Here is a 25,343-nt window from a genome sequence, read left to right on the forward strand (position 1 = left end):
TGCCAACCAGACCGCTTTTCCTCTGAACGCCGAACCGGAACCGGAACGGCCTCGACAGCCCAGCAACCCCAACAAGAACCCCCTTCCGGCCCGGGTCCACCCAACCCGTGCCATCGCGCCAGCGCCGCGATCCCGGAGCCCCGCAGGGAGCGCGGGTTTCGCCGGCAGCGGCTTCTCCCACTGCCGCTCCCCCCGATCTGCGCAACGCGGCACCGTTCACTTGCCCGTGTGCAGCCGGCGATTGCAGTCGCCGGGCAACGCACGTTGCATTCCATTCCGGGCAATCCATTCCGGTGCCCTTACTCGCCTCCTCTATACTCCTCGCCTACAACACCCGCAATCCTCGCTGCACAGGAATTTCGCTTTGATGCCCCGTTTACGTCGCTTGCTGCGCTGGTCGCTGATCGCGGCCGCCAGCGTGGTCCTGCTTGGCGCCACCGCGCTGGGCATCCTGTACTTCCTTATCGCTCCCAAGCTGCCGGACGTGGAAACCCTGCGCACGGTCGAGTTGCAGGAGCCGATGTACGTCTACTCGCGCGACGGCCGGTTGATGGCCCTCTTCGGCGAGACCCGGCGCTATCCGATCAACATCGAAGAAGTGCCCAACCATCTCAAGCAGGCCTTCCTGGCCGCCGAGGATGCCCGCTTCTATAAGCATCATGGCGTCGACTACAAGGGCATCGCCCGCGCGATGTGGCTGCTGGCGACCACCAGCGACAAGCGCGTGCCGGGCGGCTCCACCATCACCCAGCAGGTCGCACGCCAGTTCTTCCTGAGCCAGGAGTACAGCTACAAGCGCAAGCTCGCCGAGATGATGCTGGCAATGCGCATCGAGAACGAGCTGAGCAAGGACGAGATTTTCGAGCTGTATCTCAACAAGAGCTTCTTCGGCCACCGTGCCTACGGCGTGGGAGCGGCAGCCGAGTTCTATTACGGCAAGAAGTTGAACCAGCTTTCGCTGGACGAAATGGCATCGCTTGCGGCCATCCCCAAGTTCCCGTCCACCGCGAATCCGCTCAGCAACCCTGCCCGCGCCAAGGAACGCCGCGACGTATACATCCTGCAGCGGATGGCGCAGCTGAAGTACATCAGCCAGGCCGAAGCAGACGCCGCCATGGCGGTGCCGATGCATGCGTCGCCGCACGAACGCCCGGTCGAGGTCAACGCGCCGTACGTGGCCGAAATGGTGCGGCAGGAAATGGTCGCCCGGTACGGCGCCGAGGCGCTGACCAAGGGCTACCACGTCACCACCACCATCGACCCGACCCTGCAGGCCGCGGCCGACCGGGCGATCCGCGCGGGCCTGCGCATCTACGACCTGCGCCACGGCTGGCACGGTGTCGAGCAGCACTTCGACCTGGCCGACGGCGAGGATGAAGCCACGATGCTCGCCCGCTTTCGGGACGTCTCCCCCCAGGCGGACCTGCTGCCGGCGCTGGTACTCAACGTCGCCGACGGCGGCGCGCGGGTGATGCTCGCCGACGGCCGCCAGATCGAGCTGGGCGCCGACCAGGGCTGGAATGGCCAGGCACCCGCCACGCTCGTGAAGCGCGGCGATCTCGTCCGGGTGCTTCGCAGCGAAACGGCCGCCGCTGCCTCCGATGCTCCGGCGGGCACTGCAAGCAAGCCCGCCGGCCCAGCCGCCATCCGCTACTCGCTCAACCAGCTGCCGCGTGCGCAGTCGGCCCTCGTATCGCTTGAGCCTGGCAATGGCGCATTGCGCGCGCTGTCTGGCGGCTACAGCTTCGCGGGCAACAAATTCAATCGCGCCACGCAGGCGCGCCGCCAGCCCGGCTCCAGTTTCAAGCCGTTTGTATATGCGGCGGCCTTCGAGCGCGGCTTCAATCCGGCGTCGGTCGTACTCGACGCGCCCGTCGTCTTCAAGGACCGGCGCGGCCACCTGTGGCGCCCGCAGAACGACACCGGCAACTTCGCCGGCCCGATGCGCCTGCGCGAAGCGATGGTGCAGTCCCGCAACCTGGTGTCGGTGCGCCTGCTCGACGCGATCGGTGTCGACTATGCGCGCAAGTACATAAGCCACCTCGGCTTCGAGGAAAAGGAACTGCCGCCGAACCTGTCGATGTCGCTGGGCACCGCTTCATTGACGCCGCTTTCGGTGGCGCGCGGTTTCTCGGTGTTCGCCAACGGCGGCTTCCTGGTGACGCCGTGGTTCATCGATGAAGTGCGCGACAGCAACGGCGCCGTGCTTTTCAAGGAGAAGCCGGCCACCGCATGCCCCGACTGCGACTTCGGCTCTGCCGGCAAGGTGGTTGCGGCGACAGCCGCCTCGTCCACGGACGTCGATGGCTTCGACCTCGGTCCACGCGGCGGCGGCACGCCGGCCGTCAAGGAAGCCGACAAGAGCAAGCCGAAAGACATCAAGGCACCGCCGGCAGACATGGTGGTGGCGCCGCGCGCCATCGACAATCGCATCGCCTACCAGATCGTTTCGATGCTGCGCGACGTGGTGCTGCGCGGTACCGGCACGCCGGCCAAGGTGCTGGGGCGCGAGGACATCGGCGGCAAGACCGGTTCCACCAACGACCACCGCGACGCCTGGTTCTCCGGCATCGGCGGCCCGTTCGTCACCACGGTCTGGGTGGGCCGCGACGACTACAAGTCGCTGGGCTATCGTGAATATGGCGGCAAGGCCGCATTGCCGATCTGGATCGACTACATGCGCGTTGCCCTCGATGGCAAACCCATCGCGGTCAACGAGCCGCCCAATGGCATGGTCAAGGTATCGGTTGCCGCCAATGGCGCGTTGTTGCCGGAAGGCACGGGCGGCGTGCTCGAGTGGGTGAAGGCCGAGGACCTCGACCGCATGGAAACCTACGTCGACTACGGCCCACAGGACGCCGTGCCGGCCGAGGAATCCTTCGACATCTTCTGAGTCCCATCTAGTGGTTCGCCGCAGACACGCGCTGCGGCGCGTTCGGCATGCCCGCAACTGCCCTTGCCGGGGGCGCGGCACCAGACACGCGAAGCGGGCTCCGGCCCGCTTTGTTGTTTTCGCCGCAGCGATTCCTGGCAGGGCCGCAACCGGCCGTTCGGCGATTCCTGATTCACGTCTCCCATGCTAGCGTTGACCCTCGCCAGCTCCTGCTGGCCGCGGCGAAACCGCTCGCCGTCGTCGTGCCAGCCGCGGAGGGACGTCATGCGCCACGCCCGACAGCACGCCCAGCAACATGCGCAGAGCCGCACGCATGAGCGGCGCCGCAGCCTCGCCCATGAAGCCGCGCGCCTGATGGCCGAAGGTGGCATCCGTGACTACCACCAGGCCAAGCTCAAGGCGGCGCAGCGCCTGGGAATCTTCGACGATGCCTCGCTGCCTCGTAACCGCGAGATCGAGGACGCGCTGCGCGAATACCAGCGCCTGTTCCAGCGCGAGAACGTCGTCGAATTGCGGATTCGCCGCGAAGCGGCTTTGCGCGCGCTCGAGTTCTTTGCCGACTTCGATCCGCGCCTGGTCGGCCCGGTGCTCGAAGGCACCGCCGATGCGCGCAGCGCCGTTGCCCTGCACCTGCACAGCGACGATCCCGAGGCCGTGCATCGCCATCTCGAGCACAGCGGCATTCCCGCGGAGTCGCGCAACCGCCGCATCCGCCTCGACCGCGAACGCAGCGAGGACTTTCCGGTGTGGGTGTTCAGTGCCGAGGACCTGCCCATCGATCTCACCGTGCTGCCGCGCGACGTGCTGCGCCAGGCGCCGCTGTCCGGCATCGACGAGAAGCCGATGAGGCGCGCCTCGCTGGCGCAACTGCGCCAGCTGCTGGCCGATGAGGAAATTGCCGGTTACGAGCACGAGCATCGCTGAGCGGGGCTTGTGCGGGGCTTGTGCGGGGACGTCGTCGTGCCCGCCTCGGATTGTTGTGCAGCCAACCCAGGAGTGAACGCATGTACGTGAGGTTTTCCTTGCGCGGGAAGGAAATGGCCGCTGTCGCAGCCACCTTCGTCGCGAGTGCCGCATCGGTTGCCGCCCCGGTCCACGCCAGCGACAGCAGCGAGCTGTCCGCGATCCGCGCGGAGGTTGCCCGACACCATGGCGAAACGGTCAAACGCCTCCAGGACTGGATCGCGCAACCGGCGATAGCCGCGGAGGACCGGGGCTATCCCGCCGGCGCGGAATACATGGCGAAACTCGCGCGCGATGCCGGCTTCCAGCAGGTATCGATCGTGAACACCGAGGGCAAGCCGGGCGTCTTCGCCACGCTCGACGCCGGCGCCGCCAGGACGGTGGGCCTGTACTTCATGTACGACGTCAAACAATTCGATCCGGCGGAATGGACCTCGCCCCCGCTGGAGGCTCGCCTGGTCGACAAGCCGGGCCTGGGCAAGGTGCTGATCGGCCGCGGCGCGGTCAACCAGAAAGGTCCGGAGGCGGCATTCCTGGCCGCCCTGCACGCCATCCGCGCTGCCGGCGGGAAGTCGCCCGTGAACCTGGTGCTGGTGGCGGAAGGCGAAGAGGAAATCGGCTCGCCGCACATCGGCCAGATCGTGCAGCGTCCCGAAGTGCAGGCCGCACTCGCCAGGACCGTCGGCGTGTTCATGCCCTCGGCAATGCAGGGCATCGACGGCGTGGTCACCGTCAACCTGGGCTCGAAGGGCGTGGTCGAACTGGAGCTGGTGTCGAGCGGCGAGAAATGGGGACGCGGCCCCGGCAAGGACATCCACTCCTCGCTCAAGGCCATGGTGGATAGCCCGGCCTGGCACCTGGTGAAGGCACTCGACACCCTGGTGTCCGATGATGGCAACACCATCGCCGTCGATGGCTATCCCAAGCCGCTGCCGCTCAGCGAGTCCGAGCGCCGCATGATTGCCATGGCATCCCAGCGCCGCAGCGAGGCGCAGGCCAAGCAGCAGCTCGGCGTGCAACGCTGGATCGACGACCTGCCGTGGCAACAGGCCAACGAGCGGCTGGAATCGCAGCCGACCATCAACATCGAAGGTCTCGTCGGCGGCTATACCGGCGTCGGCGGCAAGACCGTGCTGCCCCACCGCGCCGTGGCCAAGATCGACATGCGCCTGGTGCCCGGCATGACCAGGGACGAAGCCGTGGCCGCGTTGAAGGCCCATCTGGCCAAGCGCGGTTTCGGCGATATCGAAGTCAACGTGTCCGGCGGCTACGACCCCACCAGCACCTCCCCCGACGCCCCGCTCATCCAGGCCCAGATCGCCACGCTCAAGAAAGCCGGCATCGATCCCTTGCTGTGGCCACGCAACGCGGGCTCATATCCTGGCTACGTGTTCACCGGTGCGCCGCTGAAGCTGGCCGCCGGCCATTTCGGCCTCGGCCATGGCAGCGGCGCACATGGCCCGGACGAGTACTACCTGATCGAATCCGCCAACCCCAAGCTGCAAGGCATCGACGGAGCGACCATGTCCTTCGTCGAATATCTGTACGAGCTCGCGAACTGACCCCGCGCCGGGCCGACTAAAAAAGAACGCCCCGACGAATCGGGGCGTTCTTGTTCGTGCGGACGCGAGGGACGCGACGCGCAATCAGCGCTGGTCCATCCCGCGATAGTCGCGCGTCGCCGAACCGGTATAGATCTGGCGCGGTCGGCCGATCTTGTTTTCCGGATCGTTCTGCTGTTCCAGCCAGTGCGAGACCCAGCCGGCGGTGCGGGCGATGGCGAACATCACCGTGAACATCTCGGTCGGGATACCCAGCGCCTTGTAGATGATGCCGGAATAGAAGTCGACGTTCGGGTAGAGCTTGCGCTGGATGAAGTACTCGTCCTTCAGCGCCGCTTCTTCCAGGCGCAGCGCGACTTCCAGCAACGGATCGTTGATGTGGAGCGCGCCGAGGACTTCGTGGGTCATCTTGCGCACCAGCGCCGCGCGCGGGTCGTAGTTCTTGTAGACGCGGTGGCCGAAGCCCATCAGGCGGAAGCCGGATTCCTTGTCCTTGGCCTTCTCCACGGCGGAACCGACGTTCTCCGGCCTGCCGATCTCGGCCAGCATCTTCAGCACGGCTTCGTTCGCACCGCCGTGCGCCGGGCCCCACAGCGCTGCGACGCCGGCGGCGACGCTCACGTACGGATTGGCGCCAGTGGAACCAACCAGGCGAACGGTCGACGTCGAGGCATTCTGCTCGTGGTCGGCGTGCAGGATGAACAGCAGGTCCATCGCCTTGGCCGCGACCGGATCGAGTTCCAGCGGCTCGCTCGGCACTTCCTTCATCATGTGCAGGAAGCGCGTGGTGTATTCGAGGTTGTTGCGCGGGTAGCGGATCGGCCAGCCGATCGAGTAGCGGTAACACGCTGCGGCAATGGTCGGGACCTTCGCGATCAGGCGGATCGCTGCCAGGCGGCGATGCTCCGGATCCTCGATGTCGAGGTCGTTGTGATAGAAGCTCGCCAGCGATCCGAGCATGCCCGTGAGCATCGCCATCGGATGCGCGTCGTGGCGGAAGCCATACAGGAACGTGCGGAAGGCCTCGTGCATCATCGTGTGATGCGTGACTTCGTGCTCGAACTTCGCGAACTCGTCCTGGGTCGGGAGTTCGCCGTTCATGAGCAGGTAGGCGACTTCGAGGAAGTTCGACTTCTCGGCGAGCTGCTCGATCGGGTAACCGCGATACAGCAGCACGCCTGCATCACCATCGATGTAGGTGATGGCCGAACGGCAACTGGCGGTAGCGGTGAATCCGTTGTCGTAGGTGAAGCAGCCGGTTTCCTTGGGCAGCTTGCCGATGTCGATGCAGGGGGCACCCAAGGTCGGATGGTGTACCGGCAGGGTGACGCTCTTGTCGCCCGCGGTCAGGGTGACCTGATCGAGGCCGGACTTGGAGGACTCGGACACGTAACGCTCCTGGTATCTGCACGCCGCAGGCATCGCCGCGGCGGTTGGAGGGAAACTAACTCTGTAGTCGTTCGCGGCCTGGCCGCGACGGCGAATTATCGCACAAGCATTCGGTGCCGCAGGGTGGTACCAAAGTCGCATGCACCGTGCGGAAATAGAGCGGATGCTCAAGAAACCAGGGCGGCCTGTGGAGGCCGTGAAAAGCGGGGCCGCCCCGCGATGGCGCCACCAATTTCCTGCGCCCTGATCGCCGCATCCAACCGACTGATCGCCACCATCCAACCGACCGGAAACGCAAAAAGCCCGCCATGGAAAGGCGGGCTTCTTGTGCGTCGGTGGCGGCGCGTGCGCCGGACCACCTGTACTCGCGCTCAGCGCGCGAGCGTCGACATCACTTCTGCGCGTAACGCTTGCGGAACTTGTCGACGCGACCGCTGATATCCATGATCTTGTGCTTGCCCGTGTAGAACGGGTGCGAGGCCGACGTGATATCCAGCTTGATCAGCGGGTATTCGTTGCCGTCTTCCCACTTGATCGTTTCCTTGCTGCCAAGGGTCGAGCGGGTCAGGAATGCGAAATCCGTGGTCACATCCTGGAAAATGACTTCACGGTATTCGGGATGGATGCCGGTCTTCATGACAACGCGCCAATAGCTTCGGGAAAGCTGGGCAGTATAGCGGCCCGCTGCGGTCCGTGGCAAGCCCGGTCTTCGGCGCGTCAACCGGCGGCCAGGGCCGCCTCGACCAGTGCCTCGAACCGCGCCTGGTCGTAGCGCAGCAGGATGCGGACGTTGTCCGCCTGCCCGCTTTCGCGGCGCCAGTCGACGATGCTGGCCCCGCGGGCATGCCGGCCTTCGGTTTCCACGGCCAGCGGGCGTTCGGCGGTTTCCAGCGCCCCTTCCGGCGCCAGGGCAAAGGCCATGGCCAGCCCATCGGCGGAATACCAGCGGTTGCCGCGGCGTTCGCCGGACCAGGCCCGGGTCTGCCGTGAAATCGCCTCGTAGAAGCGTGCGCGCGGTGACTCGGCGGCCAGCCAGCGATCGACATCCGTATCCAGCAGGCCGTGTGCCATGGTCGCCTCCCAGTCACCCAGGTCGATGTGCGGGAAGGCGCTGAAGACGATGTGCGCCGCTTCGGGGTCGAAGGCGATGTTGAATTCGGCCGCCGGGGTGATGTTGCCGTGCGCGGTGACGGCACCGCCCATGACCACGCAGCGCGCGATGCGCGACGGCAGGGTCGGGTCGAGCTTCAGTGCCAGCGCCAGGTTCGTCAGTGGTCCCAGCGCTACCAGCAGCAGGCGCCCGGCGTATTCGTGCGACAGGCGCAGGATGGCCAGTGCGGCGTGTTCGTTGCCGGGTTGGCGCTGCGCCGGCGCGTAGCCGATATCGCCGAAGCCGTCGCGGCCATGCACGTAGGCCGCGTCACGCGCCGGATGCAGCAGCGGCGCCGCGCAACCGGCGTACACCGGCACGTCGCTGCCGGCGACTTCGCACAGCTTCAGTGCGTTGGCGACGGTGTGCTGCAGGCCGACATTGCCGGCCGCGATGGTGAGGCCCACGACTTCGTGGCCCGGGGCGTTGAGGGCCATGAGTATGGCGAGGGCGTCGTCGACGCCCGGATCGGTGTCGATCAGCAGAGGGATGCGGGTCATGCCGACATTATGACCAAGGTGTGCCGTCAGGCGGACGCATAACGCGCCGCGCCACCGACCCAGCGGGCGATGATGCGCTCGGCGATGTCGGGCGCCTCGGCGAGCAGCTGCGCGCCGACCTGCTGCACCAGCGGCAACAGATCGGCATCGCGGGCCAGGTCGGCGACACGGAAGCCGGCCAGCCCGGTCTGGCGGGTGCCCAGCAGTTCGCCGGGGCCGCGCAGCTCCAGGTCTTTTTCCGCGATCACGAATCCGTCGTGCGTCTGCCGCATGGTCTCCAGGCGCTGCTTCGCCAGTTGCGACAGCGGCGACTGGTACAGGAGCACGCAGCTGGAAGCTGCGCTGCCCCGCCCCACGCGTCCACGCAACTGGTGCAGCTGGGCCAGTCCCAGTCGCTCCGCGTTCTCGATGATCATCAGCGAGGCGTTGGGAACGTCGACGCCGACTTCAATCACGGTGGTGGCGACGAGCAGGTCGATCGCACCCTCCTTGAAGGCGCGCATCGTGGATTGCTTGTCGCTGGCCTTCATGCGGCCGTGCACGAGCCCGACCCGCAGTTTCGGCAACTGCTTCGACAGATCCTCGAAGGTGCTTTGCGCGGCCTGCGCGACCACCTCGTCGCTGTCGTCGATCAACGTGCACACCCAGTACGCCTGCCGCCCTTCCGCGCAGGCCGTGCGGATGCGCTCGACCAGTTCGGGGCGACGCTCGGCATTCAGGGCGACGGTCTGCACGGGCGTGCGTCCCGGCGGCAGTTCATCGATGGCCGAGACATCGAGGTCCGCATACGCGGCCATCGCCAACGTGCGGGGGATCGGTGTTGCCGTCATCACCAGTTGATGCGGGACGATGCTGTCGCCATTGCCGGTGCCGCCCGTGCCCTTGTCGCGCAGCGCAAGGCGCTGGTGCACGCCGAAGCGATGCTGTTCGTCGACGATGGCCAGTGCGAGGTCGCGGAAGGCGACACCTTCCTGCATCAGTGCATGGGTGCCGACCACGACCTGCGCGTCGCCGGATGCGACCTCCTCCAGCACCTTGCTGCGCGCCTTGCCCGTGACCTTGCCTGCGAGCCATGCCACCCGCACGCCCAGGGGCTCCAGCCAGCCACGCAGGTTGTTGAGATGCTGTTCGGCCAGCAACTCGGTCGGCGCCATCAAGGCGGCCTGCTTGCCGACTTCCACTGCCTGCATCGCGGCGAGCGCGGCCACTACGGTCTTGCCGCTGCCGACGTCGCCCTGCACCAGCCGCAGCATGGGCGAGGGTTTGCCGAGGTCCGCCTGGATCTCGTCGAAGACGCGCTGCTGCGCACCGGTGAGTTTGAAGGGCAGGGACTTGCGCAACTTGCCGGCCAGCGTCGCCCGGCGCAGCGCGGGCGCCGCATGCGCCTGCTGCGCCAGGCGCTGGCGGCGCAGGCTCAGGTGATGGGCGAGGAGTTCCTCCAGTGCCAGACGCCGTTGCGCCGGATGGCGGCCGGCGAGCAGTGCGGCGATGTCCTCGCCGGCCTGCGGGCGATGCACGGTAAGCAGGGCCTGGCGCAGCGATGGCAGGTCCAGCGACTCGCGCAGTGCGCGCGGCAGCAACTCCAGTGATTCGTCCTGCGGCAGGCGGTCGAGCGCCAGGCCGATCAGCTTGCGCAGCGACGCCGGGCCGATACCCTCGATCGCGGGATACACCGGATCCAGCGCGCTGCCGAGTTCGACTTCGGCCGAGTCGTCGAGCATGCGGTAGCTGGGGTGGACGATTTCCAGGCCGTGTTGGCCCGCGCGCGGGGTCCCGTAACAGCGGATGCGCGCGCCAGGAGCAAATTGCGCGACCTGCGCGGCGCGGAAATGGAAGAAGCGCAACACCAGGGTGGCATGCGAGTCATCACTGAGGGCTACCCGCAGCATGGGCCGATAGCGGAAACCGCGTTCGATCGCATCGACGCGGCCTTCGACCTGCGCCGCGACACCCGCCTGCAACGCGCGGATCGGCGTCAGCGATGTACGGTCCTCGTACTGCCGTGGCAGGTGCAGCCAGAGGTCATGCACGGTGAGCAGGCCGCGGGCGGCGAGCTTCTCCGCCACGCGCGGGCCCACCCCGTGCAGGCTGCTGATCGGTGGCGACTGGAATGCGACGGTAGGCCCGCCCTTGGGGGTCTGCATCGCCACAGCCTGCCGGGATCGCGTGCAAAAAAAAACCCCGGCACGAATGCCGGGGGTGGAGAGCCTCCACACACACATGCGGTCAGAACTTCGCGCTGATCTCCATTCCATAGGTGCGCGGCGCGGTTACGCGCGCGCCGACGGTGCCGAGCACGGTGGCCCCATAGGTACCCAGCGAGTTGACGTACTGGTTGTCGAGCAGGTTGTTGCCGTACACCGCCCAGCCCCAATGTCCGTTCGGCGACGTCCAGCCGATGCGCGCATCCAGGATTTCCTGCGCCTCGCCGAGGTCGATCGCGCCGAACTGGCCGCAGCTGAGCTGGTTCACCGACTCGTCGTTGCGGCGGCAGGAACCGATGTAGGAATAACGCAGGGCCGGACGCAGGTCGCCGTTGTCGCCCAGGTGCCAGACGTAGTTGGCGCCGGCCGACATCGACCACTCCGGCGCGCCGGTCGTCTGGCCGTCCAGATCGATGCCCTGCGGGTTGGTGTAGTTCTTGTAGGTCGCGTCCAGGTACTCGGCGTTGAAGTCGAGGCCGAGCCCTTCGGTAGCCTGCCAGCGCGCATCGAAATCGACGCCCCAGGCCTCCTGGTCGGAGGTGTCGACGATGAAGCGCGGGATCTGCGTCGACATGTCCAGCGTCACGGCCTGGCGGTTGTCGTAGACGTAATAGAAGGCGGAGGCGTTGTAGGCCAGGCGGTGCTCGGGGAACGACTGCTTGATGCCGGCCTCGAAATTCCACACGTCTTCGTTCTCGAACTCGCTGCCGATCTGCAGCGCGTTGAAACCGCCGGCCTTGTAGCCCTTGGCCAGCGAGGCGAAGCCCATCAGGTCGTCATTGAAGTGATAGTCGACGACGAAGCGCGGACTGAGGTCGTCCCAGGACTTCTCCGCGCGGTTGAGCACGCCCTTGTTCAACAGCGCCGGCGGATCGATGAAGGCGACGTCGAAGATGAAGGCCTCCTTGGGAATGCCGATCGCATCGAAGAACCCGACCGCATCGAGCAGATCGAGCTGCGCGTCCAGTTCCGGCGCGCTGCGCAGGTCGTTGAACCAGGTGAAGTCCTTCTCGTCGCGGGTGTAGCGCAGGCCGGCGGTCAGGTTGAGCTTGTCATTGACGTGCCAGATCACGTCGCCGAAGGCGGCGTAGGCCTTGGTGTCGAGCGAGTTGACGAACTTCTCGTTCCACGGCAGCCCGTGCAGGTTGACCGGGATGCCGAAAGAGTTGGCGAGGTCGCTGATCGGGCCGAACAGTCCACCCGGAGGGGCAAGGCCGAGGTTCTGCGCCAGCGTATCGACCGAGTCGGTCAACACGTTGACCTCGCTGGTCTGGTCGGCTTCTTCCTGGAAGTAGCTCGCGCCGGCGATCCAGTCGAGGCGATCGGTGCTGCCGCTGAACTTGAACTCCTGGTAGAAGTTCTCGTTGCTCTCGGTATTGGTGGAATCGACGTAGAGATAGCTGAGGTTGGTGCCGTCTTCCTCGACGCGGTTCATCGAGTCGTACTGGTGCCAGGCCGTGGTCGAGGTCAGGTTGCCCCACTCGAAGCTGTGGTCGACGGTCAGGGTCACGCCGTCGAACTCGCGGGTCTCGCCATTCGCGGCGTCGGACGCGGTCGGCACCTTCAACGGATCGAGGAACGCGGTCTCGTCGACCGGCGCGGTGGGCAGCGCGGGCAGCGCCGGTATCAGCACGATGCCGGTGGTGGCCTGGCCCTGCTGGTCGAGGCTCTCGTGGTCCCAGCTGATCCAGGCGCGGGTGTTGTCGCCGAAGCGGGTCTGGAACGCGGCGCGGGTCGCCCAGTTGTTCTCCGGGTTCAGGTCCTTGCCGGTGACCGAGTCCTGCAGCCAGCCATCGCTGTGATTGAAGATGCCGTTGAAGCGGAACGCGGAATCGTCGCTTACCGCGACGTTGGCCATGCCCTCGAAGTAGGTCTTGTTGTCGTTGCCCACGCGCAGCTTGCCTGCAGCCGCGGTCTCGTTACCGGGACGGTTGGTGATGATCGAGATCGCACCGGCCGCGGTGTTGCGGCCGAACAGCGTGCCCTGCGGGCCCTTGAGCACCTCGATGCGCTGCACGTCGGTGAACGGCAGCAGCACGCCGCCGCCGCGACCGGCATAGACGCCGTCGACGTACACGCCCACGGCCGGATCGGTGCCGATGCCGAAGTCGTCGGTGCTGATGCCGCGCAGCTCGAAGCTCGGCTGCGTCGGCTGCTGGCTGTTGACCTTCAGGCCCGGCACGAAGCTGTCGATGTCGCCCAGGTCCTCGGCGGCGACATCGTCAAGCAGCTGCTCGGTCACCACCTGCAACGCGATCGGCACATCCTGCAGTTCCTGCTCGCGGCTCTGCGCGGTGACCGTGATGGCGTCCAGGTCGGTCGCCTTCTGCGCGGCCGTATCGGCCTTCGATGCCGGAGCATCCTGCGCGAAGGCCTGCGGCATCGCCGCCAGAGAAACACAACCGAACAGGGCATAGGCAAGCGAAACCGCTAGCCGGTTCTTGCGTGGCGACATCGGAATACTCTCCCCAGATATTTCCGTTGATGAAGCGTTATTGGACGGGCGTGCTGCCACCGGCGATGCCGTGCGCCGCCCGCCATGTCCTCGTCTTGCTATCGCGCGGCGGTGGCAGTGCTGCTGCAACTGCCCAGCCAAGCCGTGATCCAGTCGCGGACCAGGGCCACCCCCTCCTCGTGCACCGTGGCGCGACCGACCTCCGGCATCATCGCGCCGGGATCGAGGCTGCTCATGCGGTAGACCAGGATCGAGTCATCGGGCCGCCCCGGCACGATGTCGAAGGTGTGGTCGCCCGTCCCCTGCCCGGCTGCCACCGGCGGCTTGCATTCGCCCAGGTGGATCGGATCGTTTGTCGATGCGTCGAGCCAGAGGCCGGAGGTGTCTGCGGGTCCCTTCGGGCTGTGGCAGTGGCCGCAATTGACGTCGAGGTAGGCACGGGCGCGAGCGTCCAGCGTCGCGCTGGCATCGTCGAGCCGTGCATTGCGCGGCACGCCGGTCGCCGGCAGGCCTTCGAGCCGCCCGAGCGCCGCCATGCGCGCCAGCTGGTTCGTGCCAGGGTGCCAGGGATCGTCGCGGTTGAGATGGCGTGCCCGCGGACCGATCGGGTGGATCTCATGCGAACTGTTGTCGGTGGCATGGCAACCCGCGCACTGGTTTTCGTCGGGAACCAGATAGCCGATCTGCTTCACGCCCTCGCCGACGGGAGCGTCGGCCTTGCGCAGCTCGAGCGGGACGATCTCGCCGGCGCGCGCCAACGTGGCTTCGGTCTGTCCGGCATTCCAGACATACGCCATCGCCACCCAGCCCTGCTCGCGCCGCACCAGCAGGCGCGTCTCGATCATGCGCATCTTCGCCAGGTCCAGGCCGTCTCGGCTTTCGCCGGGCTGTTCGGCGATGCGCAGCACCGCGTTGTCGCTGCCCGCCGCGCGCGGGTAGTAGAAGGTCTTGCTGATGATGGTGCCGACCGGAAACTCGAAGGCATCGGTGGCGTGGTACTTCGCCCTGGTGCCGGGTGGCAGCCAGATCGTGCGCAGCTTGTGGGCATAGTCGCTGAACAACGCCGTGTTGAGCGCAAAGGGCTCGACGCCGTCATTCAGGCGCAGGCGCTTGCCATCCGCGATCACGACATGCCAGTCGCTGAGTTTTTCCGGACGACCCTGGGCGTGGAAGGTCACGCCCGCATCGCCGCTCCGGTTGCACGCACTGCAGGCCAGCAGCGACACCAGCGCCGCCAGGAGGAATCGCCAACATTTCATGACTTGGACGCTGCCTTGGCGGCCGGCGGCGCGCCTGCCTGCGTCGCACCCGGCAGCACGATCGCCGGCAACGCCGGCAACGTGCAGCGCACGGCATCTCCGACGAGGCCGGGATTCTTGTACTTGTGCGGACCGTCGGCATTGAGCACGCCGGACGCGCCTTCGACGCAGATCTGCGGGCCCTGGGCGCGCTGCGCGTTGACGTAACCATCCCACAGCACGTCCGGCAGGCTCCCGCCCAGGCCGAACAGCGCGACCTTCAGCGTCTTGAGGTCGAGGCCGTCGGGGGAATCACCGCCGCCCTTGAAACGGTTGCCGTGCACGTAGACCTCTTCCGGATAAGGATCGTAGTCCTTGGAAATACCGTATTTGTTCATGTAACCGGTGGACCAGTAGCTGGAGATGATCACGTTCGCGGTCTTGTTGCTGCCGATGTCGTTATCGAAGATCTCCACCTTGTCGGCGGAATTGAGCACCACGCCGGAGCCGGCCGGCACGCTCGCCACCGCCGCGCCCTTGCGCGCGAAGTTGTCGGTGTTGTTGTCGAACACCTTGTTCTTGAACACGCGCGTGCTGTGGCCGCGCCGCGGCAGGTTGGGCATGTCGAAGACGAGGATGCCGCCGGTGTTCTGCGTGGCGACGTTGTCGTGGACGTCCGCGTTCTTGCTGTTCTCGATCTCGATGCCGGCGACGTTGCGTTCCACGCGATTGCGGCGAACGACGATCGTGTCCGACTGGCCGACGTACAGGCCGGCGTCGGAGGCGCCGATCACCACGCAGTCCTCGATCAGCACGTTCTTCGTCTGCACCGGATACAGGCCATAGGCGCCGTTGTCGGTATGCGGGCCGCGCGTCCATTCCACGCGCACGCCACGGATGACGATGTTCTCGCCTTCGTTGACCTTGAGGCCATCGCCCTTGGTGTCTTCGATCGCGAGGTTCTCGATCGTGAAATTGCCGGCGTTGACCAGCAGCCCCTCGGCGCCGCTCTTTTGTCCCTTGAAGCTCAACACCGTCTTGTCCATGCCGGCGCCGCGGATCGTCACGCCGTCCGCGCGCAGGTTGAGGCTCCGGTCGAAAGCGAAGTTGCCGGCGGGAATCTCGATCACGTCGCCCGGCTTGGCGTCCAGCAGGCGCTCGATCAGAACCTTCTGGTAGTCGCGGTCGACGGCCACGGGCGCCGGCCCCTGCCTCTCACAACCCACCAGCACCGCCGCCATGGCCACGCCCAACACGATCCGCTTCATCCGTAACGCCCCCCGCGCCTGATTTCCCCGAGTCTGTGGTGCGTCGCGGCCCGCGTGGAGGGCAGGCGCGGCATACTGTGGGGGGCAAAACGGACAAGGTAAGTCTCGCCATGCAGGAACCGCACAGCCTCGACACCGGGGACCCGCGCCTCAACGTCGCCAACATCAAGAGCACGATCGTGGCCGGGCTGGTGGCGCTGGCCCACGAACAAGGGGTTGCGAGCGAGCCCTGGTTCGCCGGCCTGCGCCTGGGCCCGGCCCAGTTCTCGCTGGAGGCGCTGCCCTACTTGTCGTACCGGCAGGCGGCGCTGGTGATCCGGCGCGCCCTGCGCAGCCTGCCCGGGCGCGGCCACGGGCTCGTGCTGGGGGGAAGACAGGACATCGGCAGCTTCGGCCTGCTCGGCCTGGCGATGCTCACCGCGCCCGATTTCGCCCGGGCATTGGGGCTGGCCATCCACTACGCCCCGATCACCGGATCGATGGTCGAGCTGGAACTGGAAGAGGACCGCGACGGCGTTGCCGTCATCGCTCGCATGCGCGACGGCAGCGATCGAAGCGGCGAACTGGAACCGTTCCTGTGCGAGGAACTGTTCGTCAGCTCGCTGTGGCTCTGCCGTGGCCTGCTCGGCCCGGAATTCCGGCCGCACCGGGTCGAATTCGCCTATCCGGCACCGGGCTATGCCGACAAGTACACCGATGCGTTCGAGTGCGAGGTCCAGTTCGGCCGCGAGCGCAATCGCGTCGTGATCGATCGCGCCTGGCTGGCCCGGATGATGCCTGCGCACAACCCGGTGAGCGCACGGCAGGTGCTGGCCTTGTGTGACGCGCAACTGTCCAGCAACCGCGACAGCAGCGAGATCGTCGCGGTGGTGGAGCGCCTGCTGCAGGCTCGTGTCGCCGACAACCCGCGTCTCGTCGACATCGCCGCAGAGCTGCACATGACCGAACGCACGCTGCGCCGCCAGCTGCAGGCGGCGCAAACCAGCTTCACCTCGATCCATGACCGCGTGCGCAACGACTCCGCGCGGCGCCTGCTGGCCGAATCGCGCCTGAGCATCGCGCAGGTCGGCATGGCGGTCGGTTTCCACGACGCGCGCGAATTCCGCCGTGCCTTCAAGCGCTGGTCGGGGGTGGCGCCGCGTGCACTGCGTCCATCCGGCTGATCGGAAGGGACGCGGCGCAAGCCCTCTGAGTCAGGCAGCGACTGCTGGGCCCAACGCCACACCAGCCCCCTGAGTCAGGGGGCGATTCGCGCGCAGCGCGAATGGGGGTATGGCGGCGACTGACGGGGCCCAAAGTTTTGCGCGGCAAAAACTTTGGGGATTCCCAGGCGCAGCCTGGGAATCAGTCCAGCACCATGATCGCGTCGACTTCGAACTGCACGCCGCGCGGCAACGCGGAAACCTCGACGGTCGAACGCGCGGGAAACGGCGCACTGAAGTACTCGGCCATCACCGCATTGACCTTGCCGAAATCGCCGAGGTTGGTGAGGAACAGCCCCGCCCGCACGATGTTGTCGAGCGAGCCGCCCGCGGCTTCGCACACGGCCTTGAGGTTCTCGAAGGCCCGGCGCGCCTGCGCCTCGACGTCGCCCTCGATGACCAGGCCGGTGTTGGGATCGAGCGGAATCTGACCGGACAGGTAGACGGTGGAACCGACGCGCACGGCCTGCGAGTACGGGCCGATGGCGGCGGGGGCGCGGTCGGTGTGGATGATGTCGCGGGGCATGGGATTCTCCGGTCGAAAGCTGCGCGCAGCTTACCCGAGCACCCCTCAGATCCGCTGCACGGCCAGCACTACCTTGAGCCGGCGCACGCGCCGCATCACTTCCGCCACGTGCTTGCGGTCGCGCACCTCGATCTGGAAGCGGATCGCCGAGACGTTGGTATCGCGCTCGATGTATTCGAGGCGGTCGATGTTCGATTCGGCTTCAGCAATCGCGGCGGCCACCTGGGCCAGCGCGCCGGGGCGGTTGTCGAGTTCGATGCGCATCGCGGTGGGGAAATCGCCGCTGACTTCGCGGTCCCAGCCGATCGTGACCCAACGATCGGGCGACTTGCGGTACTCGGCGACATTGGGACAGTCGAGCCGGTGCACGACGATGCCCTTGCCGGTGGTGTGGTAACCCATGATCTCGTCGCCGGGGATCGGCAGGCAGCACTGGGCGAAGCTGATGACGCCGCGCTCGGCGCCGGTGATGAGGATCTTGTCCTCGCTGCGCGGCATCGGCTGGGGAACGACGCGGCGCTTGGTCTTGGCCGTGGCTTCCCGGGTCAGCGCCTGTGCGACGTGCTGCGGCATGCGGTTGCCCAGCGCAATGTCCGCCAGGAGCGATTCCAGGCGCGGATAACGGTGTTCGGCGAGGAAGGAGTCCACGCGCTGCGCCGGCACCCGCTCGAGCGAGGTCGCCAGCGCTTCCAGCGCGCGGTCGAGCATGCGGTGACCGAGCTGCACGGCGTCCTCGTGTTCCAGCTGCTTGAGCTGCTGGCGGATCGAGGTGCGCGCCTTGCCCGAGACCACGAACTCCAGCCACTGCGGCTTCGGCGCGGACGACTTCGCGGTGATGATCTCCACGCGTTGGCCGCTGGAAAGCTTGCTGCGCAGCGGCACCAGCTTGCCGTCGACGCGCGCGGCCACGGCGTGGTTGCCGACATCGGTGTGCACGGCGTAGGCGAAGTCGAGCGTGGTGGCGTTGCGCGGCAACGACAGGATGTCGCCCTTGGGCGTGAACAGGTAGACCTCGTCCGGGAACAGGTCGACCTTGACGTTCTCGAGGAATTCCAGCGACGAGCCGGTGGCGCGCTGCGATTCGACCAGGCTGGTGATCCAGCCCTGCGCGCGACTCTGCGCGCTGGACGGCATGTCGCGGCCGCCGTGCTTGTACGACCAGTGCGCGGCGATGCCGCGCTCGGCGATCAGGTCCATGTCCTCGGTGCGGATCTGCACCTCGATGGGCGAACCGTACGGACCGAACAGCACCGTGTGCAGCGACTGGTAGCCGTTGGCCTTCGGAATGGCGATGAAGTCGCGGAAGCGCGCGTCGAGCGGTTTGTAAGCCGCATGCACCACGCCCAGTGCGTGGTAGCAATCGGCCACGGTGCCCACCACGATGCGGAAACCGAACACATCCATCACCTGGGTGAAGTTCTTGTGCTCCGCGCGCATCTTGCCGTAGATGCTCCAGGGCGACTTCACCCGGCTGATCAGGCGGTGCTGCAGTTTTTCCTTGGCCAGCTTCTGCGCCAGTTGCGCCTCGATCTGCACCATCGACTCGCGGCGCATCACCGGCTGGGTGCGTATGCGCTTCTCCAGCACCGCGTGGCGCCAGGGATGCAGCGCGCGGAAGCCCAGGTCCTGCAGCTCCGCCTTGATCAGGTTCATGCCCAGGCGCTGGGCGATCGGGGCGAAGATCTCCAGCGTCTCCGCGGCGATGCGGCGGCGCGCCTCGACGCTCTGCGCGCCGAGCGTGCGCATGTTGTGCAGGCGGTCGGCGAGCTTGATCAGGATCACCCGCAGGTCGCGCGACATCGCCAGCAGCATCTTGCGGAAACTTTCCGCATTGGCTTCCTGGCGATCGCGGAACTGCAGCTTGTCCAGCTTGGTGACGCCGTCGACCAGTTCGGTGACGGTGGCGCCGAATTCGGTGGTGATCGCGTCCGGCGTGAGCGGCGTGTCCTCCAGGGTGTCGTGGAGGATGGCGGCGACCAGTGTTTCGATATCCAGGCCCTGGTCGGCCAGCACCTTGGCGACCGCGACCGGGTGGGTGATGTAGGGCTCGCCCGATTTGCGCGTCTGCCCCGCGTGCGCGGCGGCGCCGATGCTCCACGCCCGTCGCAGCTGTTCACGCTGCGACTTCGGCAGGTATTGGGCGGCCTGCTCCAGTTCGCGCACGTAATCGGGCAGCTCCGCCTCTTCGGAAGCGGGTGCGGCCGGGTCCAGCACGGGCGAAAGGGGACTCATGACCCGAATCTAAGGGCGCGCTGGTTGTGGCGCAACGGATTCCACCTGAACCGATGGGGCGAACTGCACGCCGGCAAAAACAAACGACCCCGCCGGAGCGGGGTCGTGCTGTAACAAAAGCGGAGAAGGTGCCCGCTGGGCTCAGTCGTCGCCCTTGGACATGTCGTCGTCGGCGACCACTTCGGCAGCGGCCCATTCCAGGGCCTCGCGCTCCTTGCGCTCGCGCTCGGACTTCTCGACGGCGTCGATGTAGCCGGTGTCGATGCGGCGTGCGGCGATTTCACGCAGCGCCAGCACGGTCGGCTTGTCCTGGGCCTCGCTGTTGTCGATCAGCGGCTCGACGCCGTTGGCCAGCTGGCGCGCGCGCTTGGCGGCCATCATGACGAGTTCGAAGCGGTTATCGACCACTTCCAGGCAATCTTCTACGGTGATGCGGGCCATGGGACTCCCGGGCGGCCGGTCGGGCCGTCCATCAGGCTTTGAGGGGGCGTGGATTGTAGGGTGCCCGCCGCGACAAAAGCAAGCCAAGCCTTATGAATCAGCCAGTTAGGCTGGATTCCGCTCAATCTGGGGGCTGTACTTGTATTTGCAGGGCGGATTGTTCACGAGATCCAGCCGCGCGCGCGGCATTCACCCTGGCCGGCCGCCACTTGGTACGGCAGGCGGGTCGTTATTCGTCCGCCAGCAGTTGCGTGATCAGGCGCGAATGGCGGGCCACCTGGGCTTCGCGGCGCAGCCGGCTGGCGGTGAAGATCGCGCACATCTCGTCGACGGCGGTATTGAAGTGTTCGTTGACGATGACGTAGTCGAACTCGGTGTAGTGCGACAACTCCTCGCGCGCGGCGTCGAGCCGCTGCCGGATCACCTCGTCGCTGTCCTGGGCGCGGACACGCATGCGGTGCTCCAGCGCCTGGCGCGAGGGCGGCAGGATGAACACGCTGACCGCATCCGGCACCTTGCTGCGCACCTGGCGCGCGCCCTGCCAGTCGATTTCCAGCAGCACGTCCTTGCCCGAAGCCAGCTGCGGCTCCACCGACTGCCGCGCCGTGCCCTTCCAGTCGCCGTGGACGAGGGCGTGCTCGAAGAAGTCGCCGGCCTCCACCATCGACTCGAACTCGGCCGCGCTGACGAAGTGGTAATGCTCGGCGTGGCGTTCGCCCGGTCGCGGCTGGCGCGAGGTGAACGAAATCGACAGGCGGATGTTCGGATCGCGCGCCAGCACTGCATTCACGATGCTGGATTTGCCGGCGCCGGAAGGCGCCGCGACGATGTAGAGGGTTCCGCGCATGATCGGTTGGCGTGCTCGTTATCGGTTATTCGATGTTCTGGATCTGCTCGCGCACCTGGTCGATCAGCACCTTCAGCTCCACCGCCGCGGCGGAGCTGCGCGCATCGACCGACTTTGAGCCGAGCGTATTGGCTTCGCGGTTGAATTCCTGCAGCAGGAAGTCGAGCCGGCGACCGACGGCCTCCTTCAGCTTGAGCACGCGTCGCGCTTCGCTGACGTGCGCATCGAGGCGGTCGAGTTCTTCCTCTACATCGAGCTTCTGCAGCCACAGCACCAGTTCCTGCTCGAGCCGGCCCGGATCCAGCGGCTGCGGCAGGTCGGCCAGGCGCGCTTCCATCTTCAGCCGCTGGCCGGTGCGGATCGCCGGCATCAGCGCGCGCACTTCGCCAGCGATGCGGGCGATGCCGTCGACGCGTTCGCCGATCACCGCCGCGAGCTTGCCGCCTTCGCGTTCGCGCGAGGCGACGAATTCGTCCAGGACCTCGTCGAGCAGGGCCAGCGCCTGCTCCTGCAGCGCCGCCGTATCCGTCGCCGCCGCCTGCAGCACGCCGGGGAACTGCAGCAGCTGGGTGAACTCGGTGTGCAGGCCGGGGAAGCGCGCGGCCATGTCGATCGCCAGCTCGCTCAACTCGCGCAGGCGGGTGGGATCCAGTTGCAGGCCATTGCCGCCCTCCGGCGCGCGCAGGCGCAGGGTCAGGTCGAGCTTGCCGCGCGTGATGCGGGTGGCGACGCGTTCACGCAACACCGGCTCCAGCGACCGCAGCTCGTCGTGCAGGCGCACGCCGACCTCGAGGAAGCGATGGTTGACCGAGCGCAGTTCGCAGCCGAGCGTGCCCCAGGGCGTGGCGCGTTCGCCACTGGCGAAGGCGGTCATGCTGCGGATCATGCGGTACTCCGGCCGGTTGCGGGCGCGCAGTATGCCACTGCGGGGGTGCAACGCCGGGAGTGCAGAGCCGGGGGTCGCGCGGCCGGGCCGGGCCGGCCGGCACCCCTCGCTGCTAGACTGCGTGCAATGAATACCTCCCCCCTCCGTCCCAGCGGCCGCGTCGCCGACCAGCTGCGCGACGTGCGCATCGAGCGTGGCTACACGCGCCACGCCGAGGGCTCGGTCCTGGTCAGCTTCGGCGACACGCGCGTGTTGTGTACCGCCAGCGTCGACGACCGCGTGCCCGCCTTCCTGCGCGGCAAGGGCGAGGGCTGGATCACCGCCGAGTACGGCATGCTCCCGCGCTCCACCAACACCCGCAACGACCGCGAGGCCGCGCGCGGCAAGCAGGGCGGGCGCACGCTGGAGATCCAGCGCCTGATCGGCCGGGCGCTGCGCGCCTGCGTCGACCGCAAGGCGCTGGGCGAACGCACCATCACCCTCGACTGCGACGTGCTGCAGGCCGACGGCGGCACCCGCACCGCGGCGATCACCGGCGCCTATGTCGCGCTGGTCGACGCCGTACGCTGGATGCAGGCGAAGCGGATGATCGCGACGAATCCGGTCGTGGGCGCGGTCGCCGCGGTCTCGGTCGGCGTGTATCGGGGCGTGCCGGTCCTCGACCTCGACTATGCCGAGGACAGCGCCTGCGACACCGACATGAACGTGGTGATGAACGACGGCGGCGGCTTCATCGAGCTGCAGGGCACGGCCGAGGGCCACGCGTTCCGCCGCGACGAACTCGATGCCCTGCTCGGCCTGGCCGAGGCCGGGATCGCCGCCCTGATCGCGAAACAGCGCGAGGCGCTGGCCGCCTGACCCAAGCCACGGCGTTGACCCGGAAGGCACGAATCGCCGGGCCCGCGCCTCGAAGACTGCGATGCAACCCGCAGCGGAGGACGCCATGTCCTGCCGCCGTAGAAGGACTCCCCATGAAGCAACATCTCGCCAACATCGCGCTGCTCGTCGGCGACTACGACGAAGCCGTCGCCTGGTACACCCAGGTGCTCGGCTTCACCCTGCTGCAGGACAACGATCTGGGCGACGGCAAGCGCTGGGTCCGCATTGCGCCCCCAGGCCCCCCCGGTGGCACCGCCCTGCTGCTCGCGCAGGCCGTCACCGAGGCGCAGCGCACCCGCGTCGGCGACCAGGTCGGCGGCCGCGTCGGCTTCTTCCTGCATACCGATGACTTCGCCCGCGACTATGCGGCCATGTGCGAACGCGGCGTGCGTTTCGCCGAGGAGCCTCGCCGCGAGCCCTACGGCACGGTCGCCGTGTTCGTCGACCTGTACGGCAACCGCTGGGACCTGGTCGAACTGCACGCATGAGCCCGGTGAAATTCGTCGTCGCCAGCAGCAACGCCGGCAAGCTCGCGGAATTCCGCGACCTGCTCGGCGCCGCCGGCTACGCATTCGTCACCCAGGGCGAACTCGGCGTGGAAGACGCCGCGGAAACCGGCCTGACGTTCGTCGAGAACGCATTGCTGAAGGCGCGCCACGCCGCGCGTGCCACCGGCCTGCCGGCGCTGGCCGATGATTCCGGCCTGTGCGTGGACGCGCTCGGCGGCGCCCCCGGTTTGTATTCGGCGCGCTATGCCGGCGTACACGGCGATGCGCAAGCCAACATCGCCAAGCTGCTGGCGGCGATGAAGGACGTGCCGGCGGCGCAACGCACCGCGCATTTCCATGCCGTGATCGTACTGCTGCGCCACGCCGACGATCCGCAACCGGTCATCGCGGAAGGCCGGTGGTCGGGACTGATCCTGGAAACCCCGCGCGGCGACGGCGGCTTCGGTTACGACCCGGTGTTCCTCGATCCGGAGAACAACCTGTCCGCGGCCGAATTCGAGCCCGCGATCAAGAACCGCCTCAGCCACCGAGGCCGCGCGCTGGCGGCGTTGCGGCAGAAGCTGGCGGATACCTGGCTGTAATCCATGTTCGCGGTGATCTGGGAATTCGATGTGCGCGCCGGTTGCGAAGCCGCGTTCGCCGCGCTGTACGGCAACGAAGGCGAATGGGTCGCGCTGTTCCGCGAATACCCGGGCTTTGTCGACACCGAACTGCTGCGCGACGTGCGTCCCGCCGATGCGGATTCCACGCGCTGGTTGACCATCGACCGATGGTCGTCGCAGGACGCCTACGACGCCTTCCTCACCGCGGCGCAATCCCGCTACGCGCACATTGATGCCTCCGGCGACGCACTCACCCTCGCCGAGCGCCGCATCGGCGCATACACCACACCATGAACGGACATTCTTCCGCTCCGATCTCCGGCCCGCCGGCACAGCCGTCGGGCGTTCAGGAGCGCGCGGACCCGCGATCCGCAAGCGTGCCGCTCCACCCGCCGCCGCTCTCGCTCTACGTGCACCTGCCGTGGTGCGTGCGCAAATGCCCATACTGCGATTTCAATTCGCACGAGGGGCGTGGCGCGCTGCCGTTCGCCGCCTACATCGATGCGTTGCTCGCCGACCTCGACCATGACCTGCCGCTGGTATGGGGCCGCACCGTGCAGACGGTGTTCTTCGGCGGCGGCACGCCCAGCCTCTTTCCGCCGGAACACATCGAGCGCTTCCTGCAGGGCGCCAGCAGCCGCCTGCGTTTCGCGCCCGGCTGCGAGATCACCCTGGAGACCAATCCCGGCACCGCCGAACACGGCCGCTTCGAGCTCTACCGCGCTGCCGGCGTCAACCGCCTGAGCTTCGGCATCCAGAGCTTCGACGATGGCTGCCTGCAACGCCTTGGCCGCATCCACGACAGCAAGGAGGCGGACGCGGCGGTGAAGTTGGCGCAGGACGCTGGCTTCGACAACATCAACCTCGACCTCATGTACGCGCTGCCGCAGCAGACGCTGGCGATGGCCGAGTACGACCTGGAGCGCGCCTTCGCCCTGCAGCCGGCCCACATCAGCCACTACCAGCTGACGCTGGAGCCCAACACGATGTTCGCGGCGAAGCCGCCGCAAGGCATCCCCGACGACGATGCCAGCTGGGACATGCAGGAGCACTGCCAGGCCCTGCTCGCAGCGCGCGGCTATGCGCAGTACGAGGTCAGTGCGTATGCCCGGCCGGGGCGCCAGAGCGCGCACAACCTGAACTACTGGCGCTACGGCGACTACCTCGGCATCGGCGCGGGGGCGCACGGCAAGCTCACCCTGGGGCACGACGCCAGCATCCTGCGCCGCTGGAAGGTCAAGCATCCGGCAACGTACCTGGCGGGCGCCGGCAAGGCCGACGCCATCGGCGGTGACGACCGTATCGACCCCGAGCGCCGGCCGTTCGAATTCATGCTCAATGCGCTGCGCCTGGTCGACGGCTTCGAGCTGGACCTGTTCAGCCTGCGCACCGGGCTGGCGCAGGACGCCATCGCCGCGCCGCTGCAGCGGGCCCTCGACTACGGCTGGCTGGAGATCGAGGGCGGCCATGTCCGCCCCACCGACGCCGGTCGCCGCTTCAACAACGACCTGGTCTCGTTGTTCCTCTGAACGTCCGACCGGGGCCTCCGGACCCGGCGGCCCGGTTTTTGCATCACTGTCTGCATTAGCTGCTGGCA

The 25,343-nt window shown here is 67.2% G+C and carries 21 protein-coding genes; 9 read left to right on the plus strand and 12 right to left on the minus strand.

Translation table 11 applies throughout. The features are described from left to right. The first annotated feature begins 367 nt into the window (after positions 1-367). From ACYVGE_RS09935 to ACYVGE_RS09945, 3 genes are all read left to right on the plus strand, one after another. Positions 368-2,893: a penicillin-binding protein 1A gene (locus ACYVGE_RS09935; RefSeq protein ID WP_460729451.1), complete on the plus strand. Its 2,526-nt coding sequence runs from the start codon at positions 368-370 to the stop codon at positions 2,891-2,893. 264 nt (positions 2,894-3,157) lie between these two features. Beyond that, positions 3,158-3,817, plus strand: coding sequence for a hypothetical protein (locus tag ACYVGE_RS09940; RefSeq protein WP_460729453.1), 660 nt, complete (start codon positions 3,158-3,160; stop codon positions 3,815-3,817). Positions 3,818-3,930: 113 nt separating this feature from the next. Then, positions 3,931-5,418: a M20/M25/M40 family metallo-hydrolase gene (locus ACYVGE_RS09945; protein ID WP_460729455.1), complete on the plus strand. Its 1,488-nt coding sequence runs from the start codon at positions 3,931-3,933 to the stop codon at positions 5,416-5,418. 84 nt (positions 5,419-5,502) lie between these two features. Here the strand turns inward: ACYVGE_RS09945 and ACYVGE_RS09950 are convergent, their stop codons facing one another. The 7 genes from ACYVGE_RS09950 to ACYVGE_RS09980 all read right to left on the minus strand — a co-directional run bounded on the left by ACYVGE_RS09950 (position 5,503) and on the right by ACYVGE_RS09980 (position 15,622). Beyond that, a complete protein-coding gene (locus ACYVGE_RS09950) occupies positions 5,503-6,807 on the minus strand; it encodes a citrate synthase (RefSeq protein WP_457096443.1) in 1,305 nt (434 codons plus the stop codon). Positions 6,808-7,198: 391 nt separating this feature from the next. Beyond that, positions 7,199-7,444, minus strand: coding sequence for a type B 50S ribosomal protein L31 (locus ACYVGE_RS09955; protein ID WP_310054140.1), 246 nt, complete (start codon positions 7,442-7,444; stop codon positions 7,199-7,201). 80 nt (positions 7,445-7,524) lie between these two features. Further along, on the minus strand, positions 7,525-8,457 hold the full coding sequence (locus ACYVGE_RS09960; RefSeq protein WP_460729458.1) for a nucleoside hydrolase: 933 nt from the start codon (positions 8,455-8,457) through the stop codon (positions 7,525-7,527). A gap of 26 nt (positions 8,458-8,483) precedes the next feature. Continuing rightward, on the minus strand, positions 8,484-10,601 hold the full coding sequence (gene recG, locus ACYVGE_RS09965) for an ATP-dependent DNA helicase RecG (protein WP_460729460.1): 2,118 nt from the start codon (positions 10,599-10,601) through the stop codon (positions 8,484-8,486). A gap of 82 nt (positions 10,602-10,683) precedes the next feature. Then, the gene (locus ACYVGE_RS09970; protein ID WP_460729462.1) at positions 10,684-13,116 is read right to left on the minus strand and encodes a TonB-dependent receptor; all 2,433 of its coding nucleotides are present in this window, start codon (positions 13,114-13,116) and stop codon (positions 10,684-10,686) included. Positions 13,117-13,214: 98 nt separating this feature from the next. Then, positions 13,215-14,375 (minus strand): SO2930 family diheme c-type cytochrome, encoded by a 1,161-nt coding sequence (locus ACYVGE_RS09975; RefSeq protein WP_460729464.1) that lies wholly within the window; start codon positions 14,373-14,375, stop codon positions 13,215-13,217. Then, positions 14,372-15,622 carry a parallel beta-helix domain-containing protein gene (locus ACYVGE_RS09980; protein WP_460729466.1) on the minus strand — a complete coding sequence of 417 codons (1,251 nt, stop codon included), beginning with the start codon at positions 15,620-15,622 and terminating at the stop codon, positions 14,372-14,374. Before ACYVGE_RS09980 ends, ACYVGE_RS09975 begins: the two co-directional genes overlap by 4 nt. A 110-nt stretch (positions 15,623-15,732) precedes the next feature. Here ACYVGE_RS09980 and ACYVGE_RS09985 point away from each other — a divergent pair, with 110 nt between their 5' ends. Then, complete coding sequence (locus tag ACYVGE_RS09985) at positions 15,733-16,785, plus strand: AraC family transcriptional regulator (protein WP_460729468.1); 1,053 nt, start codon at positions 15,733-15,735, stop codon at positions 16,783-16,785. 181 nt (positions 16,786-16,966) lie between these two features. On the opposite strand, the gene ACYVGE_RS09990 is transcribed toward ACYVGE_RS09985, so the two are convergent. From ACYVGE_RS09990 to ACYVGE_RS10010, 5 genes are all read right to left on the minus strand, one after another. After that, entirely contained in the window at positions 16,967-17,350 is a 384-nt protein-coding gene (locus ACYVGE_RS09990; RefSeq protein WP_460729470.1) for a RidA family protein, read from the minus strand. A 45-nt stretch (positions 17,351-17,395) separates the two neighbouring features. Further along, positions 17,396-19,582: a RelA/SpoT family protein gene (locus ACYVGE_RS09995; protein WP_460729472.1), complete on the minus strand. Its 2,187-nt coding sequence runs from the start codon at positions 19,580-19,582 to the stop codon at positions 17,396-17,398. Between the two features lie 141 nt (positions 19,583-19,723). After that, complete coding sequence (gene rpoZ / locus ACYVGE_RS10000) at positions 19,724-20,023, minus strand: DNA-directed RNA polymerase subunit omega (protein WP_310054152.1); 300 nt, start codon at positions 20,021-20,023, stop codon at positions 19,724-19,726. Positions 20,024-20,252: 229 nt separating this feature from the next. Then, positions 20,253-20,870 carry a guanylate kinase gene (gene gmk, locus ACYVGE_RS10005; RefSeq protein WP_460729474.1) on the minus strand — a complete coding sequence of 206 codons (618 nt, stop codon included), beginning with the start codon at positions 20,868-20,870 and terminating at the stop codon, positions 20,253-20,255. Between the two features lie 25 nt (positions 20,871-20,895). Then, complete coding sequence (locus ACYVGE_RS10010) at positions 20,896-21,756, minus strand: YicC/YloC family endoribonuclease (protein WP_460729476.1); 861 nt, start codon at positions 21,754-21,756, stop codon at positions 20,896-20,898. 126 nt (positions 21,757-21,882) lie between these two features. Between ACYVGE_RS10010 and rph the strand changes: the two genes are divergently transcribed. From rph to hemW, 5 genes are all read left to right on the plus strand, one after another. Then, positions 21,883-22,614: a ribonuclease PH gene (gene rph / locus ACYVGE_RS10015; RefSeq protein ID WP_310054156.1), complete on the plus strand. Its 732-nt coding sequence runs from the start codon at positions 21,883-21,885 to the stop codon at positions 22,612-22,614. Positions 22,615-22,727: 113 nt separating this feature from the next. Continuing rightward, a complete protein-coding gene (locus tag ACYVGE_RS10020; protein WP_460729479.1) occupies positions 22,728-23,123 on the plus strand; it encodes a VOC family protein in 396 nt (131 codons plus the stop codon). Then, the gene (gene rdgB, locus ACYVGE_RS10025; RefSeq protein ID WP_460729481.1) at positions 23,120-23,725 is read left to right on the plus strand and encodes an RdgB/HAM1 family non-canonical purine NTP pyrophosphatase; all 606 of its coding nucleotides are present in this window, start codon (positions 23,120-23,122) and stop codon (positions 23,723-23,725) included. Before ACYVGE_RS10020 ends, rdgB begins: the two co-directional genes overlap by 4 nt. 3 nt (positions 23,726-23,728) lie before the next feature. Next, positions 23,729-24,040, plus strand: a complete 312-nt coding sequence (locus ACYVGE_RS10030) for an antibiotic biosynthesis monooxygenase family protein (RefSeq protein WP_460729483.1) — start codon at positions 23,729-23,731, stop codon at positions 24,038-24,040. After that, positions 24,037-25,275 carry a radical SAM family heme chaperone HemW gene (gene hemW, locus ACYVGE_RS10035; RefSeq protein ID WP_460729485.1) on the plus strand — a complete coding sequence of 413 codons (1,239 nt, stop codon included), beginning with the start codon at positions 24,037-24,039 and terminating at the stop codon, positions 25,273-25,275. Before ACYVGE_RS10030 ends, hemW begins: the two co-directional genes overlap by 4 nt. Positions 25,276-25,343: the final 68 nt, after the last annotated feature.

This window comes from Lysobacter rhizosphaerae (assembly GCF_054779795.1).

Excerpts from the sequence above, each read along its gene's own strand:
- ACYVGE_RS09935 (WP_460729451.1), top strand. The coding sequence starts at position 368 with ATGCCCCGTTTACGTCGCTTGCTGCGCTGGTCGCTGATCGCGGCCGCC.
- ACYVGE_RS09940 (WP_460729453.1), top strand. The coding sequence starts at position 3,158 with ATGCGCCACGCCCGACAGCACGCCCAGCAACATGCGCAGAGCCGCACG.
- ACYVGE_RS09945 (WP_460729455.1), top strand. The coding sequence starts at position 3,931 with ATGGCCGCTGTCGCAGCCACCTTCGTCGCGAGTGCCGCATCGGTTGCC.
- ACYVGE_RS09955 (WP_310054140.1), bottom strand. The coding sequence starts at position 7,444 with ATGAAGACCGGCATCCATCCCGAATACCGTGAAGTCATTTTCCAGGAT.
- ACYVGE_RS09960 (WP_460729458.1), bottom strand. The coding sequence starts at position 8,457 with ATGACCCGCATCCCTCTGCTGATCGACACCGATCCGGGCGTCGACGAC.
- recG (WP_460729460.1), bottom strand. The coding sequence starts at position 10,601 with ATGCAGACCCCCAAGGGCGGGCCTACCGTCGCATTCCAGTCGCCACCG.
- ACYVGE_RS09970 (WP_460729462.1), bottom strand. The coding sequence starts at position 13,116 with ATGTCGCCACGCAAGAACCGGCTAGCGGTTTCGCTTGCCTATGCCCTG.
- ACYVGE_RS09975 (WP_460729464.1), bottom strand. The coding sequence starts at position 14,375 with ATGAAATGTTGGCGATTCCTCCTGGCGGCGCTGGTGTCGCTGCTGGCC.
- ACYVGE_RS09980 (WP_460729466.1), bottom strand. The coding sequence starts at position 15,622 with ATGAAGCGGATCGTGTTGGGCGTGGCCATGGCGGCGGTGCTGGTGGGT.
- ACYVGE_RS09985 (WP_460729468.1), top strand. The coding sequence starts at position 15,733 with ATGCAGGAACCGCACAGCCTCGACACCGGGGACCCGCGCCTCAACGTC.
- ACYVGE_RS09990 (WP_460729470.1), bottom strand. The coding sequence starts at position 17,350 with ATGCCCCGCGACATCATCCACACCGACCGCGCCCCCGCCGCCATCGGC.
- ACYVGE_RS09995 (WP_460729472.1), bottom strand. The coding sequence starts at position 19,582 with ATGAGTCCCCTTTCGCCCGTGCTGGACCCGGCCGCACCCGCTTCCGAA.
- rpoZ (WP_310054152.1), bottom strand. The coding sequence starts at position 20,023 with ATGGCCCGCATCACCGTAGAAGATTGCCTGGAAGTGGTCGATAACCGC.
- gmk (WP_460729474.1), bottom strand. The coding sequence starts at position 20,870 with ATGCGCGGAACCCTCTACATCGTCGCGGCGCCTTCCGGCGCCGGCAAA.
- ACYVGE_RS10010 (WP_460729476.1), bottom strand. The coding sequence starts at position 21,756 with ATGATCCGCAGCATGACCGCCTTCGCCAGTGGCGAACGCGCCACGCCC.
- rph (WP_310054156.1), top strand. The coding sequence starts at position 21,883 with ATGAATACCTCCCCCCTCCGTCCCAGCGGCCGCGTCGCCGACCAGCTG.
- ACYVGE_RS10020 (WP_460729479.1), top strand. The coding sequence starts at position 22,728 with ATGAAGCAACATCTCGCCAACATCGCGCTGCTCGTCGGCGACTACGAC.
- rdgB (WP_460729481.1), top strand. The coding sequence starts at position 23,120 with ATGAGCCCGGTGAAATTCGTCGTCGCCAGCAGCAACGCCGGCAAGCTC.
- ACYVGE_RS10030 (WP_460729483.1), top strand. The coding sequence starts at position 23,729 with ATGTTCGCGGTGATCTGGGAATTCGATGTGCGCGCCGGTTGCGAAGCC.
- hemW (WP_460729485.1), top strand. The coding sequence starts at position 24,037 with ATGAACGGACATTCTTCCGCTCCGATCTCCGGCCCGCCGGCACAGCCG.